The following is a 15548-nucleotide window of genomic DNA, read 5'->3' on the forward strand; positions in this document are numbered from 1 at the left end:
CATGACCCGCAAGCCCTTCAGGATCGATGGCGTACGCATCCTCATCACCGGCGCCTCCAGCGGCATCGGCCGGGCCCTGGCCGTGGCGCTGAGCCGGGAGGGTGCGCGACTCGCGCTGGTCGCCCGCCGCAGACCCCTGCTGGAATCACTGGGCGATTCGATCGCCTCCGAGGGCCATGAACGTCCGCTGCTCCACTGCGCCGATCTCGGCGTTCCAGGGGCCGGCGTGGCAGCCGCACGGGAAGCGGAAGCCACGCTGGGCGGCATCGACGTATTGATCAACAACGCCGGCACCAGCATCACCGCTGCCCAGCACCTGATCGGAGACGGGCCGCAAGCGCGCAGGCTGTTCGAGACCAACTACTGGTCGCCGCTGGCCCTCGTGGCGGCACTGACTCCCGGAATGCGGCAGCGCAGCCAGGGCGTGGTGGTCAACGTCACCTCCACCCTGCAGTCCGTGCCGATGCCGCAGGTCGGCTACTACGTCGCGTCGAAGTCGGCGCTGGCGCGGGCCACCCAGGTCATGCGGCATGAACTCCGCGACAGCGGCATCCACGTCATCGAGATGGTTCCTGGCGGCACCGACACGGAAACGCGCGGGCAGGACAAGGACCTGCCGCTGCGACCGGGCAAGAAGCTGCCCAAGCCCCCGCTGGTTTCACCGGAGCAGGCCGCAAGGGCCATCGTCCAGGGGCTGCGCAAGAAAACGGATCGCGTGGTCTATCCCGCAAGCTCTCTGGTACCGCTGGAACTGCCTGCTGCGGGCAGGCTGATCGGAAACCTGGCCGCCGGCTTCATCGATGCGGGGTTTGAGAGGAAGCGCACGTCGTAGCCCGAATCGGGCGAGGGAAAGCCCCAGGCGCGGCTGCCGGACTCGATCACATGCAGGATCACGATGTCGTGCTCGCGGCGCACTTCGTCCAGGCGCCGCCGGATCATGGCGACGACATGGGCGGGCAGATCATCGATGGGTTCCACGGCCTGCTCTCCACGGCATCTCGGGGAGCGGATGATCCCCGAGCCCGGAGCGGCCGGCAAGCCGAGGGCTACGGCAGGTTTTCCGGCTCCAGCACCATCGCTGCCGCGCCCAGCAGTCCCGCATGCGGATGCGCGATGAGGCACGTGGGCACCGTGCGCATCAGCGCCGCGTGCCGGCCCTTGCCCTCGAAGCGCTGGCGGAAGCCGCCGCGCTGCAGGCGCGGCAGCAGCTTCTGCGCGACACCGCCGTGCAGGTACACACCCTGCCAGGCACCGAAGGCCAGGGCGACGTCGCCGGCGAAGGCTCCGAGCATGGCGCAGACGCGGTCCAGCGCCTGTGCGGCGAGGCCTGCCGGGTCGGCTTCGGCCTGCGCGGAGACTTCCTCCGGCGTCGCCGGCTGCGGCGCCAGGCCGGCGATCTCGCGCAGCGCCTGGTAGACGTTGGCGATGCCCATGCCGGAGACCAGGCGCTCGGTGGAGACACGGCCATGACGCGCGGACAGCAACCGCAGGATGTCCTCTTCGACCGCGTCGGCCGGCGCGAAGGCCAGGTGGCCGCCTTCGGATTCGATCACGCTGAAGCGCTCCCGCTCCACGATCAGTCCGCTGACGCCCAGGCCGGTACCGGGGCCGAGCACGGCGTAGGCCTGGCGCGGCCCCGCGGCCGGCACCAGGGCCGGGCCCACCGCGACCACATCGGCATCGCGCAGCAGCGGCAGCGCGCGGCTGACGGCGGCGAAGTCGTTGACCACGCGCAGCGGCAAGCCCAGGCCAGCAGCGGTTTCGCGGACCGAGAAGGCCCAGGGATTGTTGGTGATGCGGACGCGGTCGCCAGGCACCGGCGCCGCCACCGCCAGCAGCGCACGATGCGGCCTTGCGTCCGTGTGCCGCAGGAAATGCGCCGCAGCCTCGGCCAGACCGGGAAAGTCGGCGCAGCACAGGCGGGTGACGCCCTCCAGCCGCGGCAGACCGTCAGTACCCATGGCAGCCAGCGCGAAGCGCGCATTGGTGCCGCCGATGTCGCCCACCAGCTGGTAAGCGGAAGTCACGTCCATGTCGTCCCGTTCAGGCCAGGGGACATGCTAACCCGGTGAAGCTGAACGGCGAATGGCCAGCCGTGGGGCAATGTGGACGTGGGAGCGGCTTCAGCCGCGATGGGTCGGCGGCCATGACGGCCAGCCCATCGCGGCTGAAGCCGCTCCCACGAAAGATCAGGCGAGGCCTGCCTATTCGTCCCGGTGGTGATACTCCACCGCCTGCTGGAAGGTCGGGCGGTTGGTCCAGTGGATCGGCGGCACCGGCAGGAAGCTGAAGGCAGTGTGCTTCACGGCGTCGGCGTCCTCGACGCGCTGGTCGCCGGCCGGGGCCAGCGGCGAGCCTTCCCACTGTTCCTTCGCCGCCAGGCCGCCGAGGTCGGCCAGGGCCTGGTCCAGGGCCGTCAGCACGGCGCTGCGGCACCCGGCCTGGCTGCCGTCGGCGCACTTGAGCTGGCGGTAGGGCGTGCGGGTTTCGCCGAGGGCCATCTGCAGCGTGCGGCGCATGTGCTGGAACCAGCCCTCCTGGTAGGCCGAGCCCTGGGCGCGCGGGTTGTCGTAGCGGCCCTGGCCGATATACCCCTCCTGCGCCACCAGCTGCGGCAGCATGCTGTCGATCAGGCGCGGGTACCAGGCGTCCATCAGCAGGACCTGGGCGCGCATGTCGTAGCTGCCGTCATGGTCGCGGTCACGGCGGTAGGAGCCGAAGCCGGGCTTGCCGTCGATCCAGGTCTGCGAGCCGGCGTCGATCCACTGCTGCATCAGCTCCGCCGCCTGCTGCTGGTCGGCGCTGAGCGTGCCCTTCTTCATCAGCTCCAGCAGCAGCGGCAGCATCTCCTGGCCGCGCAGGTCGGTGAAGGCGGCGTCGGCCATCACCTCGATCATGCTGGCGATGTCGTGCTTGCGGCCGCTGGCCTTGAAGGCCTGCAGGCGCTTGGCCAGCATGTCGACGCGATGCGTGGGGCCGAAGGTGCCGTTGAAGTCGGCCGCCCACCAGTCGCGCGCCGGCGAGTTGTTCCAGCTCATGGTGTAACCCTTCTCCGGGTTGATCGCCTGCGGATGCGCCGACAGCGGCAGGTAGCCCGGCCATTCGAAATAACCCCGCAGCGGATCGCCCTGCGCCACCGGCTTGGTGCGGCTGGGGAAGGCCCGCGTGCCGCCGAAGTTGGCGAAGAAGTTGCCCTTGATCTCGGGTGCGTCCACCGCCCATTCGTAAAGCCCGTTGCCCCAGCTCGGAAGTTCCGGATGCACGCCGGCGGCGCGCTGCGGGTAGAGGCCGCTGTGGATGTAGCCGACGTCGTCGCGATCGACGTAGATCCAGTTGAAGGTGCCGGTCATGCTGTTGAACAGGCGCTGGAAATCCTGCGCGCTCTTGACCGTGGGCGTGGTCACCAGCGCGAACGGCGCGGCGGTGTCCAGCTCGGCGAAGAAGGTGCTGCGCTGGCGCGAGATCGCGACCGGCTCGCCGTTGATCAGGGCGGTGGCGAACACCGGGCCGTAGTGCGTGCGCAGCACGTAGCGCCGGACATCCTGCGGGCCGGTGGGACCACCCAGCGCGATGCTGGCGACGGTGGGGTGCGCGGTCCAGCTGTCGGTCCGGCGGAACAGCGCGCGGCAGCGCATGCCCTGCCCGTCTCCGGCATCGACCACGTAGCCGTCGGCGTCGGGGAAACCATCGCCATTGCTGTCGTCGCGCGAGGCCGGCGTGCCGTCGAGCTTGCACAGCTTCGACACGCGCACGTCGACCAGGTCGGACTCGCCGGATGTGGCGCTGAAGGAGAAGTCGCGGCCGCGGCCGAGGTTGATGTACGGCAGGTTGCCGAACACGGCGCCGCGCCCGGCGAAGTCCTGCGCGGTGCCGCCGTTGGACTTGACCGCCACCTCCCACAGCAGCTGCGGCACGAAGTAGCTGGCCTGCGGGCCCATGATGCCGATGGGGTGGCCGCTCTTGCTCTGCGCGCCGGTCACGGCGATGTAGTTGGACAGGCGCATCGGCATGGCGAAGCCGGCGCGGCCCAGCGCGGCGTGCGCGCCAGCCGAGGGCTCCAGCGAGGCGTAGTAGGTATGCGCGGGCGCGCTCCTGTGGCGGAACGGCGGACGCACCTCGTCGACCTGGCCGACGGCACCGGGAATCGGCGTCAGGCTGAACACCGGCGACAGGCTCGGCAGCAGGTCGCCGATGTCCAGCAGGTTGAGCACGGTGGCCGGCGTCGGCAGGGGCAGCGGCAGTCCGCCGCTGTTGCCGGAAGCCAGCGTGGCGCGCGGCTGGAAGCTGCCGGCGTCCCACACCGCCGTGCCGGGCGGCAGGGCCTGCGGGCAGGTCTCGCTGACGCGCGGCGGCGACTGCGTGGCGTAGGCGGTGTCGATGCTGCGCGGCGTGTCCGGATCGTTGGCATGGCGCACGTCGCGCCAGAACTCGCAGGCCACCTTGGGGATGGCGCCGCTGGCGGGGCCGAAGGATGGGTCGAGCCGCTGCAGCAGCTGCAGCGCGACATGCTCGCTGCCGCCGCCGCTGGCGAAGATCGACTGGATCAGGATGGCGGAGGCGACGATGTCCTCGCGCCGGAACGGCTGCGGCGGAAACTTGAGCAGCTCGTTGCCGGGCTGGATCGACAGCGCGGCGTACTCCGGCGGTACCTGGCCTATGGCACCCGGCGTCCTGAGGAATTCGATGTAGGCGTTCATGCCCGCGACCTGCGCGTCGAGGTCACGCAACACCAGGCTGCTGACCGTGCCGAACTTGGCGGCGGTGGCCTCGATCATCTGCGTCAGCTCGGCCTCGCTGTAGCCGGCGACGTTGGCGATGTCGGTGTCGAAGCCGAAGGTGTCGGGCGCCGGGCCGAGATACTCGGAGAAGCGGCCGCGGCCGACATAGCGCAGCACGTCGTAAAGCCACAGGCGATCCTGCGCGCCGGCATAGCCGAAGCCATACATCGCCGCCAGGCGATCCTCGCCCTCGACGAAGGGTACGCCCCAGCCGTCGCGCTTGATCGTGACGGTCTTGCCGTTGAGCGCGGTCAGCGTGGTGGTGGACACCACGCTGTCGGGCGTGAGGCCTTCGTGCTTGAAGTAGTTGCAGGCGAGGTCGGATTTCTCCTCGTGCTCGTCGATGTTCGCCGGCGGCGTGCAGGGCTCGGCCTTGAGGCCCTGCCTGGCATAGGCGAGGTGGGCGTAGAGATCGAGGCCGTCGCGGAAATTCCTGGGATAGACGAACTGTGCGCCGCCCACCGGCAGGCCGAGGCCGCCGGCGGAGTTGCCGTTGGAGCCCGGCGGCATGGCGTTGAGCAGGATGCTGTCGGCCTCGTTGCCGCCCGGCGCATGGTTGCCGCCGCCATTGCTGCCACTGCCATTGCCGCTGGAGCCCGGGACCGGGTCGCTGCGGCCACCGCAGGCCGCCAGGACGAGAATGGCCGTGAGCGCCAGCGCATGGCCGGCCGTACGCATGATCGACATCGTTGTCTCTCCCCTCGTGGCGGCTTCTGTCGAGTCGCCTGATTGTCGTTCGCCGCTCAACTATAGCCCTGCGGACGAAGTGCGGCTGCATAGTAAAATGCGCTTAGGTTTTCGGCGCTTATGCGATTTTCCGCAGGGCAGGCCGGAGCGGGGACTGCGCATGCCCGCCGACAAGGTGAGACCTGACTCAGGTGCGGCAAGAACCTGACACTTTCTTCAGGTTTGATCTCTCCTCAATACTCCGCCGCGACTTGCGGCGACGGCTTCGTGCGCCGCTGTCATCTCCCCGCAGAACCCGGAGAAAACTCTTGAAGAAAATCTTGAGGTACACGCTTGCCGCAGGACTCGCGGCGCTTGCCAGCGCCCTGCCTGCCCATGCCGGCGTGATCGGCGCACCCTTCAAAGCCCATGTGGCGCTGACCTTCAACGAAGGCCTTTACGACGCCGTCGGTACCTGGAATGGCGAATCTTCCGTGCTCTGGGTGAGTAGTGACGGCAATACGCGGATGCGCCGCTTCAACGCCTCTGGCGTCGCCCTGGACGCCGGCGACATCAATTTCGGAAACAATCCCTGGAACATCGACTTCGACCGCCTCGGCAACTACGTGACCGTCCGCAGTATCCCGGATGGCGACTCCAACGGCGTGTTCGCCACGGTCCGCAACCGCAGCGGTGTAGTCGTGGTGCCGGAGTTCCGCGTCAACCCCACGATTGCCGGCAGGCAGGACGGCAGTGCGCTGGCGGTCAGCCCTTCGGGGCAGTTTGCCGTCGCGTGGATGGATCAGACCAATGGCATCGTGACGCTGTTCGTGCGGGCCTACAACGCCAATGGCACCCCTGCCTCCCCGGCGATCTCGTTCAACACCGCCCCGGGCTTCGTCGGCGGCATCACCGACCTGGAGATGGATGCGGCCGGCAACTTCGTGATCGGCTGGATCAATTACTCGCAGGCGACCAGTGCCGACTCCTACGTCCGTCGCTACAGCTTCGGCGGCATCGCGCAGACCTCGCATATCCTGGTCAGTGCCGGCACGGCCAATCTTCAGGATGGCCTGCGCCTGGGCATGAACGCACAGGGACAGTTCGCCGCCTGCTGGAACAGCTGGAACGTCGATGGCGACAGCTACAGCATCCATTACCAGCTGTTCACCGCCGCCGCGGCCAAGGTCGGCACCGAACAGCGCGCCAACGTCACGACGGCGGGCGCCCAGTACCAGTGCGATGTCGGCATGATGGACAACGGCAGCAGCCTGGTGATCTGGAACAACAACAACCGCGCCGCTGTGCCCAGCAGCATCCCGGATACCCGGCTGCGCCAGTACAACGCCAACGGAACGCCCTTCTCCGCCTCCGAGACGGTGCTGCCACCCGCAGCCGGCACCTTCGCCCTGGATCTGTCGCACGTCGGCGTCGATCCGGCGGGCAATGCCCTGATCGCCTGGACCGGCCGCAGCACCACCGGTACCGACACCGACGTCTGGGTACAGCGCTTCCGCATGGACACCGCCCCGGCCACGACCGCGCTTGCCAGCGGGCAGACCGTGACCGGACTCTCCGGCGTAGCCGCCAGCTGGCGCTACTACCAGGTGAACATCCCCGCAGGCGCCGCCAGCATGACGGTCAGCAGCAACGGCCCGGGCGTCGCCAATCCGGAGCTGTACCTGCGCCTTGGCGCCCAGCCCACCACCAGCGCCTGGGACATCCGCCCGGCGATCGCGGGGCCCAACGAGACCATCATCGTCAACAACCCCCTGGTCGGCGAGTGGTACATCGGCATCTACGGCCAGACCGCCTACTCGGGCCTGAACCTGTCCTTCACGCGCAACTAGCGTCCAACCCGCCCGCGGGCACATCGCCTGCGGGCGGGTTTTCCGGCCGCTGTCGTAAAATGCGCCATGGACCCGGAAGTGATGCGCAGCAACGAACTGGCGGCAGGGGCGCTCGAGGCGTTGCTGTCGCCCTATGGCCTGCAGCTGCAATGGCTGGATGCCGGCACGCCGATCCCCGGCAGCTACTGGGGCGAGACCGAGGCCGGGCTGGTCGGCGACAGGCTTTACCTGCGGCCCGACACGCCGGTGCATTCGGCACTGCACGAGGCCTGTCACTACATCTGCGTGGATGCCTCGCGACGCGCGACGCTGCACACCGACGCCAATGGCTGCGACACCGAGGAAATGGGCGTCTGCTACCTGCAGGCCCTGCTGGCCGAGCAGCTGCGCGGCTACTCGCGTGCGCGCCTGTTCGCCGACATGGACGCCTGGGGCTACAACTTCGTGCTGGGCAGCGCCGCCGCCTGGTTCGAGGGCGACAGCGCCGACGCCCTGGCCTTTCTCCAGCAATATGGGCTGGTGGCCTCGACCGGGCGACCCGGCGGACGGTGCCGGGCTTGAGGCACGGACGGCGACACCGTCCTGCAACAAGACTGCGCTAGCGTGGTCCTTTGGTGCGCCTTGCGGCCGCCGAACCTTCAGCCGTCTCCGCCAGTCCGCCCCGATGAAACTCAAGTTTGCCGCCATAGCCCTGGGCCTCGCCCTGTCCACCACCGCCTCGGCCACGGTCGTCACCGACGCCCGCCAGCTGCTCGCCTCCGGCGATGCCGGCATCGCCCTGGTGCAGCTGGACGCCTGGCTAGCCGAGCATCCCAAAGATGCCGAAGCGCGCTTCATGCGCGCCATGGCCCTGTCGCGGCTCGACCGCAAGCCCGAGGCGATCCGCGCCTTCACCGAGCTGATCAAGGACGTGCCGCAGTACCCGGAGCCCTACAACAACCTCGGCGTGCTGCTGGCCGGCATGGGCGACTACGCCAAGGCGCGAACCGCCTTCGAGAGCGCCATAGCAAAAAACCCGCAATACACGGCGGCGCTGCAGAACCTGGAAAATGTCAATGTGGCGATGGCAATGCAGGCCGATCAGCAGGTGCTGGCCAAGGACCCGGCCAACTCCATAGCCCAGGCCAAGGTCGACCTGCTGCGCAGCGGGCACGGCGCCGCACCGCAGCCCGCCCCCGCAGCCGTAGCCGCGCAACCGGCCCTGGCATCCGCTGCCGCAACAGCCACAGCTGCTCCGGTCGAGGGCGCCAAGGCCGCGCCGCCTGTACCTGCCGCCTCTCCGGCGCCAGCAGCGAACGCCGAAGTCGGGGCGGCTGCCAAGGCCGTCGCCTCTGTGCTGCGCGACTGGGCGGATGCCTGGATCAAGCAGGACGTCAAACGCTTTTTCGACCACTACGCCAAGAACTTCGTCCCCGCAGGGGGGGGCTCGGCCGTGCAGTGGCTGGAGGATCGTCGCCACAAGATCCTGGCACCCAAGAAGATCGACTTGAGGATCGAGGACCTCAAAATCACGATGACGGGAACACGGCAGGCCCGTATCAGCTTCCGGGAGCTGTATCGGTCCAACCTTTCCTCGAAGGGCCGGACACGCACCATGGAAATGAGCAACGTCGACGGCAACTGGATGATTTCTTCAGAGCATGTTTCGAAGGAAACGGCTCTTTCCAGGTCGGAGCTCGCGTCGCTGACGCCTGCCGCTACCCCTGTGGAAAGCCCGAAGCCCGCAGGTGTTGCATCGGCAAATGCTGCCGCCAATCAGGCCGGAGACGCGATCACGGCCACACTGGAAGATTGGGCCGATGCCTGGACCAAGCAGGACGTGAAACGCTTCCTCGGCCATTACGCCAACGATTTCACCCCCGCGAACGGTATCCCAGCGCAGCAGTGGCGCGAGGACCGTCGTCGGAAAATCCTGGCCCCCAAGAAAATCGACCTGAAGATCGAGGACCTGAAGCTGTCGATGTCCGGTGCAGAGCAGGTGCGCATCAGTTTCCATGAGGTCTACCGCTCCAATCTGTCGACAAGGGTTCGCAATCGGACCATGGAGCTGCGAAACAGCGGCGACAGTTGGAAGATCGTCTCCGAGAAAGTCGAGGGTGAGATCGTTCAGGCGCCTTCGGATGATTTGCCGGGCACTTCTCCGTCCGTGGAGGGCGCCACGACGGCCGCCACCGCGCCAACGAAGGCGGAAGCCGCAGCAGCGGCCGACTCGATTACCGCTTCCGTACGCGACTGGGCCGATGCCTGGACCAAGCAGGACGTGCAGCGTTTCCTCAACCACTATTCCGAGAGCTTCACTCCGCCGGATGGATTGTCGCTGGAGCAATGGCGGGCGCAGCGCCGCAGCAGTATCGCCCGCGCCAAGAAGATCAACCTGACGATCGAAGACGTCAAACTGGCAATGCTCGATGAGCGGCATGCGCGCGTCAGTTTCCGGCAAACCTACCAGTCCGACCTGCTGTCGGATGTTCTGATCAGGACACTGGACTTGCGCAATGTCGATAGCCGTTGGCTGATCGAGTCTGAGAAAAAAGCCAAGCCTTCTCAGTCCAAGCAGGTACCTGGGGACACGGCCGGAAAGCGAACCGCTGCCAACCCCTGATCGGGGCACCGCTCGGTCTCCGTCGCAGGAGGTGCCGGCCTGCTCGTCTGCCGCCAATCACGTGGTCACGGGCGGAGATCGGCTGCGACAGTGCTCTCCTGCGCTTTCAGACGCCGCCGTGGTGCATGGCCGGCCAGTCAAAAGGACGCTGCCGCGGCTGAGCGCAGCCGCAGCGCGACACGATCCTGCAATACGCCTGCCTTATCGTGACCGGTCGACGGCGTTCCGCGAGTTGCGGCGGGCGCCCGGCGCTTTTTCCATCGCTCCCGCCAGATCGTCCCGATGAAATTCAAGCTCGCTGCCGTCTTCCTGGGCATTGCCCTCAGTTCATCCGCAGGGGCGGCGACCGTCGTCCAGGACGCCCGGCAGCTGATCGCCTCCGGCGACGCGGGCATCGCCCTGGTGCAGCTCGATACCTGGCTTGCGGGCAACCCGAAGGATGCCGAGGCGCGCTTCATGCGCGCCATGGCGCTGTCGCGGCTCGACCGCAAGCCCGAGGCGATCCGCGCCTTCACCGACCTGATCAAGGACCAGCCGCGCTACCCGGAGCCCTACAACAACCTCGGCGTATTGCTGGCCGGCATGGGCGACTACGCCAAGGCGCGCACCGCCTTCGAAACCGCCCTGTCGAAGAATCCGCAGTACAGCTCGGCGCAGCAGAACCTCGCCGACGTCAACCTGGCGCTGGCCGGCGAGGCCTACCAGAAGCTGCTGGCGATGGACCCGGGCAATACCGTCGCGCAGGCCAAGCTGGAACTGTTGCGCAGCCTGCAGGGTAGCGCGCCGGCGAGCCCGGTTGCCGCCGCCACTCCCGCCGCCGCCACGGAGCCCGCCGCCGCCGAGGCGAGCGCATCTCCCGCAGCGACGCCGCCCGTGGCCGCGCCCTCGCAGGCCGATCTCCAGGCCGCGGGCAAGGACGTGGCGGCTTCCGTGCGCGACTGGGCCGACGCCTGGATCAAGCAGGACGTGAAGCGCCACCTGGGCCACTACGCCGGGGATTTCACGCCGCCGGGCGGCATGCCCCTGACGAAGTGGATCGAACAGCGCCGCTCCAGCATGGTCAAGCCCAAGAAGATCAACCTGAAGATCGAAGAGGTGAAGCTGGCCATGCTCAACGAACAGCAGGCGCGCATCAGCTTCCGCCAGAGCTATCAGTCCGACCTGTCCAAGGAGGTCGTGATCAAGACCCTGGACATGCGCAAGATCGCGGGCAGCTGGATGATCGCCGCCGAGCGCAACACGAACCCCTGAAGTACGCCGTGACAAACGGCAAGGCCGCTGGGCAGGAGAAGCTGCCCAGCGGCCTTGCCGTTACAACGGGATCGGTCAGCAGCCGCCGTCGGCGAGCGCGCTTTCGAATTCTTCGGCGGACACGGTCTGCGCCGCGCCATCGCCGATACGGATATCGACCCCGCCGTCTTCCCTGAACTTCAGGCGGGCGCTCACGTTCAAGGAACTCAGTACGATTTCGCCGGCGACAATCCCGGCGTCGCCCTGCAAGGGCGACCGGGTTTCGACTTCCAGTTCCCCGCCGACGCAGCCCTGCCGCGTGGACGTGAACGTCAGGGGGCCTTCGATGCGAACGCCGCCCTCCTCGTCGCGCTTCAGGGAAAACGAGCGGGCCGGTGTGCCGAGCCTGGCTTGCAGCGTTTGCGTCGCGGCCGCGCCGCGTCTCTCGGCGAAGCTCAGCGACAGGTTGCGGAAACGGCTTTCGATGTACGCCTCGACGACCTCGCCCTCTTCGTCGAAGCGCAGGATATCGCCGTTCTCGATCACGCCGGAGGCGGTGTAGCGGGAACGGCCGACCGGCGTCCCGGATTCGTCCAGTTCATCGAACCGTACCGAATAGGGGCGACTGTCGCGGCCCAGCACCACCCAGGCATAGCTGTCCGCCTGGTCGTCGAGCCCCGAGCCGGTTTCCAGGAACCCGTCGCGCGTCAGGTTTCCGCTCGAAAAGTCACTGGCGGCATATTCCTCCTGGCAATCGGCGAACAGGGTTTCCGCGCCACTGCCGTCGACCGGCAACTCTGCGCCGGCCGTTCCGCGAAACAGCGTGAAGTTGCGGACTCCCGTCGTGTCGCGATCGACGCGCTTGCCGTTGAGGTCGCATTCGCTGACCTCCGGCTCGCTCCGCGCCATGGCCTTGGCGGTGCTGCGCGCCGAGACCCGCGGCTCCGGAAAGGGAACCAGATCGCCGGAGCTGGGATCCAGCACCGCATGAAGACCCAGGACCACGCTGGCGGCGCGCAGTGCATCGTCGCGCGTGGCCACGGGGCCCGCCGCCGGAGCATCGTCTCCTCCACCGCAGCCCGCGACGATGGCGACTGCGGTGCAGGCCGCCAGGCGCAGCATCCGCACCGGACCGCCGGACCGCAGGATTCCCGCTCGCTGGATATCCGCCATTGCCGTCGCGGCCTTCAATACTGCGCGCAATAGGCAGCGCTGCCGCTGCACAGCGTCATCGCCGTCTGGCCCGCACCGTCGAGCACGATGGGACCGAAGTTCGAGGTGTAGCCCGGCTCGACGTGGGCTGCCACCGACAACTCGTTGACCGAGGCTCCCGAACCACCGGGGTTGGTCTGCGTGATGGTCAGGTCGGTGTCGCCGTACTGGTTGACCAGTGCGTTGTTGTAGCCGTCCAGCTGCTGCAGCGTCAGGATGTTGCGGTCGTTGTACTGGTTGACCTGCGCCAGGTTGCCGCTGCCTTCCTGCAGCATCCGGGCGATGTTGTCGTTGCCGAGCTGGTCCAGCAAAGTGACCTGGTTCTGGCTGCCGCTCTGCGTCAGCAGGGCGAAGTTGCCGTTGCCGGTCTGGCCGATGCGGGCCTGGTTGTCGTCGCCGAAACCCTGGAACACCGCGACGATGTTCTGGACGCCACCCTGCTGCTCGATCTCGGCGCGGTTGCCGCTGCCCTCCACCTGGTTGATCAGTGCCAGCGTGATGCTGGGCGACTGGCTCAACAGGAAGGATTCCAGGTCCCGCGGCTCCGGCGGATCGACCTGGATCGGCGCGTTGTCGATGAACTGGTTGCGCGCCGCGAGAATCTCGGCGAACGGGTCGGCCTGTGCCGCGCCCGTGGCAGCCAGCAATGCCAGTCCCGCCAGGATCCTGTGCGCATTCATGTGGCGACTCCTCTCGGGCTTCATTCGCGTCCGGCGTCGACGAAACTGTCCTGCGGCCGTGACGGCCTGGCGGCCGGCTGCGCCGCCGCTGCGGGACTGGCGTCACCCTTGCGCTTGCGCACGATCGCGCCGATCGCCTCGTCGGCGCTGGCTGCCTTCGGCACCGGTGCCACGACCGGTTCGACCCTGGGCGCGATTGCCACCGGCGCAGCGGCCGGCACGGCGGCGCGGGGCTCCGGCTTCGGCTCCGGCAGCTTCATCGGCATGTCCAGGTCGGAACCCAGGAAGCTCGGCACTTCCGGCGCGGGGGCCTTCTGCAGCGCCGCAACGTCGCGGTTGCGCAGCTTGGCGTAGACGCTCTGGATCACCGGGTTCTGGATATCCCCGGGGTTGGCCAGGACCCAGGATTTCTTCATGATGCCGTCGACCACCAGCGAGATCACCGCGGCCTCGATCGCTTCCTGGATCGCCAGCTGTACCGGCTCGTTGCTGGTGTAGCCGGCTTCCATCTCCAGCAATTCCTTGTAGGCGACGAAGCGGTAGACGCCCGGCTGGATCAGGGTGGAGTAGATCGTCTTGGTGGTGCTGACGCTGTGCAGCACGCGGCCATTGCTGGTGTCGATGGCACGCAGGTTCACCGTCACCTGGTCCTTGCGGAACTGGTGCGAGGCGCCGATGCCGAGATACTTGACGCCGATGCCGCCGGTGGCGACGTTGAAGTCATAGCCGATCACCGAACCCTGGATGATCAGGTTGGCCGGCACCAGCGTCGGCAGCCCGCCGTTGCCGTTGCCCGCCGGGGGGGTCGACTCGCCGGACTTGATGATCTTGCGCTCGGTGAGCAGGTCGTTGAGACCTTCGCGCTCGACCGGGGCGAACCAGCCGGAGTCGGCCAGTGCCTGGATCAGGTAAGCGGCACCGCCCTGCGAAACGGCGGTGGAGAAAGAACTGTCGGGGGCCTGCTTGTACTGGCCGGTCTGGTCGCGAAAGCCGTACACCGCCACGCTGATCGGTCCCTTCGGCTGCGGCAGATGGCGCAGCTCGTCGGTCTTCTGCGTACGCGGCGCAACGTCCGCCGCAAGCTTGGTGCCTTCCGGCGCCTTGCTGAGATAGGCGGCACAGCCACTGGTCGCGCCGAGCGCGACAAGGGCCAGAATCTGGAGAATTCGTTTCATTGGCTTTGAGACATGTAAACCTCCCCGGCCTTTCCGGCCGGGGAGGTTTGTTTACTGCAGCTTTTACGAGACGGAGAACTTCTTACAGCGGCGACACGTGCTGGTAGACGCTGGCGTAGTTGCCCAGGCCGAAGTCGCCACCGGCGGCGTTGTTGCTCTGGTAGACGAACGACACCGCCTGCTGGCCGAGCTGGTCGACGTTGGCGATGTTGCCGTCGCCGAACTGGAACAGGTACGACGAGTTGAAGGTGTCTTCCAGGCCAGCCTGGTAGACCTGCGCGATGTTGAAGTTGCCCGACTGCGCGATCAACGAGTAGCTGTCGGTCACGATGTCGCCATCGGCGTCGGTGTACTGGTAGGACTCGGCCACGTTGTTGCCGTCGCCATCGCTGTTCTGCACGATGATCGAGTTGTTGCGCTGACCGTGCTGGCCGATGAAGGCGTAGGAGTTGACCGTGGCCTGGATCACCAGCGCCTTGTTCAGCGCGTCGTCGCCGCCGGTGAAGGCGTCTTCGAGGTCGGCGAAGTCGTCGGTGCCCTCGTTCAGGGTGTTGAAGGTCAGCAGGGCGCCCTGCGTGACGAACGCCAGGTTGCCGCTGACGTTGTCCGGCTCGACGTAGGCGGCTTCGCCCAGCAGCAGGTCGTTGGCACCGTCATAGTTCACCAGCAGCTCGCCGGCGGTGTAGGTCACGATGGTGTCGTTGCCCGAGGACGGGTTCTGCAGGGTGGCCAGCACCGTGCCGTCGACCGTCGGCGAACCGTCGTTGGCGACGATGTCGGCGCTGATCAGCGAAGCCTGGTTCGGGATGATGGCGTCGGTCTCGTCGCTGCGGGCCTGCACGACCAGCGCCTGCGAAGCCTGCTGGTGGTCCTGGAAGACCAGGCCGTAGTTGTTCGAGTCCACGCCCAGGAAGGTGTAGGCGTACGGCGCCACACCGCTGCGCTCGTCGACGTAGTCGGCCAGGCTGGAAACCAGCGGCGGCAGCACTTCGGCGGCGCCAGCGATGGCGGCGGCGCCGTCGGTGGCGGCGTTGCTCGCGGTGGTGCCGTCGTCGGCGATGGTCACGCCGGCGTCGCCGCTGCCGATGCCCTGCAGCACGGCGGCATAGTTGTTGTTGTCGGTGGTACCGTTGACGTTCAGGTCGGTCTGGATGATCGCGGCGGCCTGCGGCACGCCCTCGGTCACGATCTGGTTGATAGACGCGGTATTGCCGGTCTGGTCAGCCTGGTAGATGACGCCCTCGGTCGAGGTTTCGTCGGCGAATGCAACCGGGGCCACGAACATCGCCCCCAGCACAAGCGCCATGGAATGCTTCTTGAACATGGATAAGCTCCTGGTAATTCAAACACTCAAG

At 67.4% G+C, this 15548-nt stretch carries 11 protein-coding genes and 1 pseudogene; 5 read left to right on the top strand and 7 right to left on the bottom strand.

Annotated elements, in window-relative coordinates:
• Window position 1 precedes the first annotated feature (1 nt).
• The gene (locus D0B54_RS17410; protein ID WP_117292542.1) at window positions 2-832 is read left to right on the top strand and encodes an SDR family NAD(P)-dependent oxidoreductase; all 831 of its coding nucleotides are present in this window, start codon (window positions 2-4) and stop codon (window positions 830-832) included.
• On the opposite strand, the pseudogene D0B54_RS25320 reads toward D0B54_RS17410, so the two are convergent.
• From D0B54_RS25320 to D0B54_RS17425, 3 genes and pseudogenes are all read right to left on the bottom strand, one after another.
• Window positions 814-939: pseudogene (locus D0B54_RS25320) on the bottom strand (DNA polymerase beta superfamily protein); the annotation flags it as partial. The gene D0B54_RS17410 and the pseudogene D0B54_RS25320 sit on opposite strands and share 19 nt — an antisense overlap.
• Window positions 940-1046: 107 nt before the next feature.
• Complete coding sequence (gene glk / locus D0B54_RS17420; protein ID WP_117292544.1) at window positions 1047-2033, bottom strand: glucokinase; 987 nt, start codon at window positions 2031-2033, stop codon at window positions 1047-1049.
• Window positions 2034-2204: 171 nt separating this feature from the next.
• The gene (locus tag D0B54_RS17425; protein ID WP_117292546.1) at window positions 2205-5465 is read right to left on the bottom strand and encodes a penicillin acylase family protein; all 3261 of its coding nucleotides are present in this window, start codon (window positions 5463-5465) and stop codon (window positions 2205-2207) included.
• Window positions 5466-5773: 308 nt separating this feature from the next.
• Here D0B54_RS17425 and D0B54_RS17430 point away from each other — a divergent pair, with 308 nt between their 5' ends.
• From D0B54_RS17430 to D0B54_RS17445, 4 genes are all read left to right on the top strand, one after another.
• Window positions 5774-7294, top strand: a complete 1521-nt coding sequence (locus D0B54_RS17430; RefSeq protein WP_117292548.1) for a PPC domain-containing protein — start codon at window positions 5774-5776, stop codon at window positions 7292-7294.
• A gap of 66 nt (window positions 7295-7360) precedes the next feature.
• On the top strand, window positions 7361-7855 hold the full coding sequence (locus tag D0B54_RS17435; protein ID WP_117292550.1) for a hypothetical protein: 495 nt from the start codon (window positions 7361-7363) through the stop codon (window positions 7853-7855).
• 103 nt (window positions 7856-7958) lie between these two features.
• On the top strand, window positions 7959-9896 hold the full coding sequence (locus D0B54_RS17440) for a L,D-transpeptidase Cds6 family protein (protein WP_162932505.1): 1938 nt from the start codon (window positions 7959-7961) through the stop codon (window positions 9894-9896).
• Window positions 9897-10178: 282 nt separating this feature from the next.
• Window positions 10179-11147: a nuclear transport factor 2 family protein gene (locus D0B54_RS17445; RefSeq protein ID WP_117292554.1), complete on the top strand. Its 969-nt coding sequence runs from the start codon at window positions 10179-10181 to the stop codon at window positions 11145-11147.
• A gap of 75 nt (window positions 11148-11222) precedes the next feature.
• Here the strand turns inward: D0B54_RS17445 and D0B54_RS17450 are convergent, their stop codons facing one another.
• The 4 genes from D0B54_RS17450 to D0B54_RS17465 form a co-directional block, all read right to left on the bottom strand.
• The gene (locus D0B54_RS17450; protein WP_162932506.1) at window positions 11223-12299 is read right to left on the bottom strand and encodes a hypothetical protein; all 1077 of its coding nucleotides are present in this window, start codon (window positions 12297-12299) and stop codon (window positions 11223-11225) included.
• 14 nt (window positions 12300-12313) lie between these two features.
• Entirely contained in the window at window positions 12314-13018 is a 705-nt protein-coding gene (locus D0B54_RS17455) for a hypothetical protein (protein ID WP_162932507.1), read from the bottom strand.
• Between the two features lie 20 nt (window positions 13019-13038).
• A complete protein-coding gene (locus D0B54_RS17460) occupies window positions 13039-14193 on the bottom strand; it encodes a CsgG/HfaB family protein (protein ID WP_205527159.1) in 1155 nt (384 codons plus the stop codon).
• Between the two features lie 82 nt (window positions 14194-14275).
• Window positions 14276-15517, bottom strand: a complete 1242-nt coding sequence (locus D0B54_RS17465) for a hypothetical protein (RefSeq protein WP_117292560.1) — start codon at window positions 15515-15517, stop codon at window positions 14276-14278.
• Window positions 15518-15548: the final 31 nt, after the last annotated feature.

It is taken from the genome of Solimonas sp. K1W22B-7, from assembly GCF_003428335.1.
Taxonomy (GTDB): Bacteria; Pseudomonadota; Gammaproteobacteria; order Nevskiales; family Nevskiaceae; genus Solimonas_A.

Excerpts from the sequence above, each read along its gene's own strand:
- D0B54_RS17410 (WP_117292542.1), top strand. The coding sequence starts at position 2 with ATGACCCGCAAGCCCTTCAGGATCGATGGCGTACGCATCCTCATCACC.
- glk (WP_117292544.1), bottom strand. The coding sequence starts at position 2,033 with ATGGACGTGACTTCCGCTTACCAGCTGGTGGGCGACATCGGCGGCACC.
- D0B54_RS17425 (WP_117292546.1), bottom strand. The coding sequence starts at position 5,465 with ATGTCGATCATGCGTACGGCCGGCCATGCGCTGGCGCTCACGGCCATT.
- D0B54_RS17435 (WP_117292550.1), top strand. The coding sequence starts at position 7,361 with ATGGACCCGGAAGTGATGCGCAGCAACGAACTGGCGGCAGGGGCGCTC.
- D0B54_RS17440 (WP_162932505.1), top strand. The coding sequence starts at position 7,959 with ATGAAACTCAAGTTTGCCGCCATAGCCCTGGGCCTCGCCCTGTCCACC.
- D0B54_RS17445 (WP_117292554.1), top strand. The coding sequence starts at position 10,179 with ATGAAATTCAAGCTCGCTGCCGTCTTCCTGGGCATTGCCCTCAGTTCA.
- D0B54_RS17450 (WP_162932506.1), bottom strand. The coding sequence starts at position 12,299 with ATGGCGGATATCCAGCGAGCGGGAATCCTGCGGTCCGGCGGTCCGGTG.
- D0B54_RS17455 (WP_162932507.1), bottom strand. The coding sequence starts at position 13,018 with ATGAATGCGCACAGGATCCTGGCGGGACTGGCATTGCTGGCTGCCACG.
- D0B54_RS17460 (WP_205527159.1), bottom strand. The coding sequence starts at position 14,193 with ATGAAACGAATTCTCCAGATTCTGGCCCTTGTCGCGCTCGGCGCGACC.
- D0B54_RS17465 (WP_117292560.1), bottom strand. The coding sequence starts at position 15,517 with ATGTTCAAGAAGCATTCCATGGCGCTTGTGCTGGGGGCGATGTTCGTG.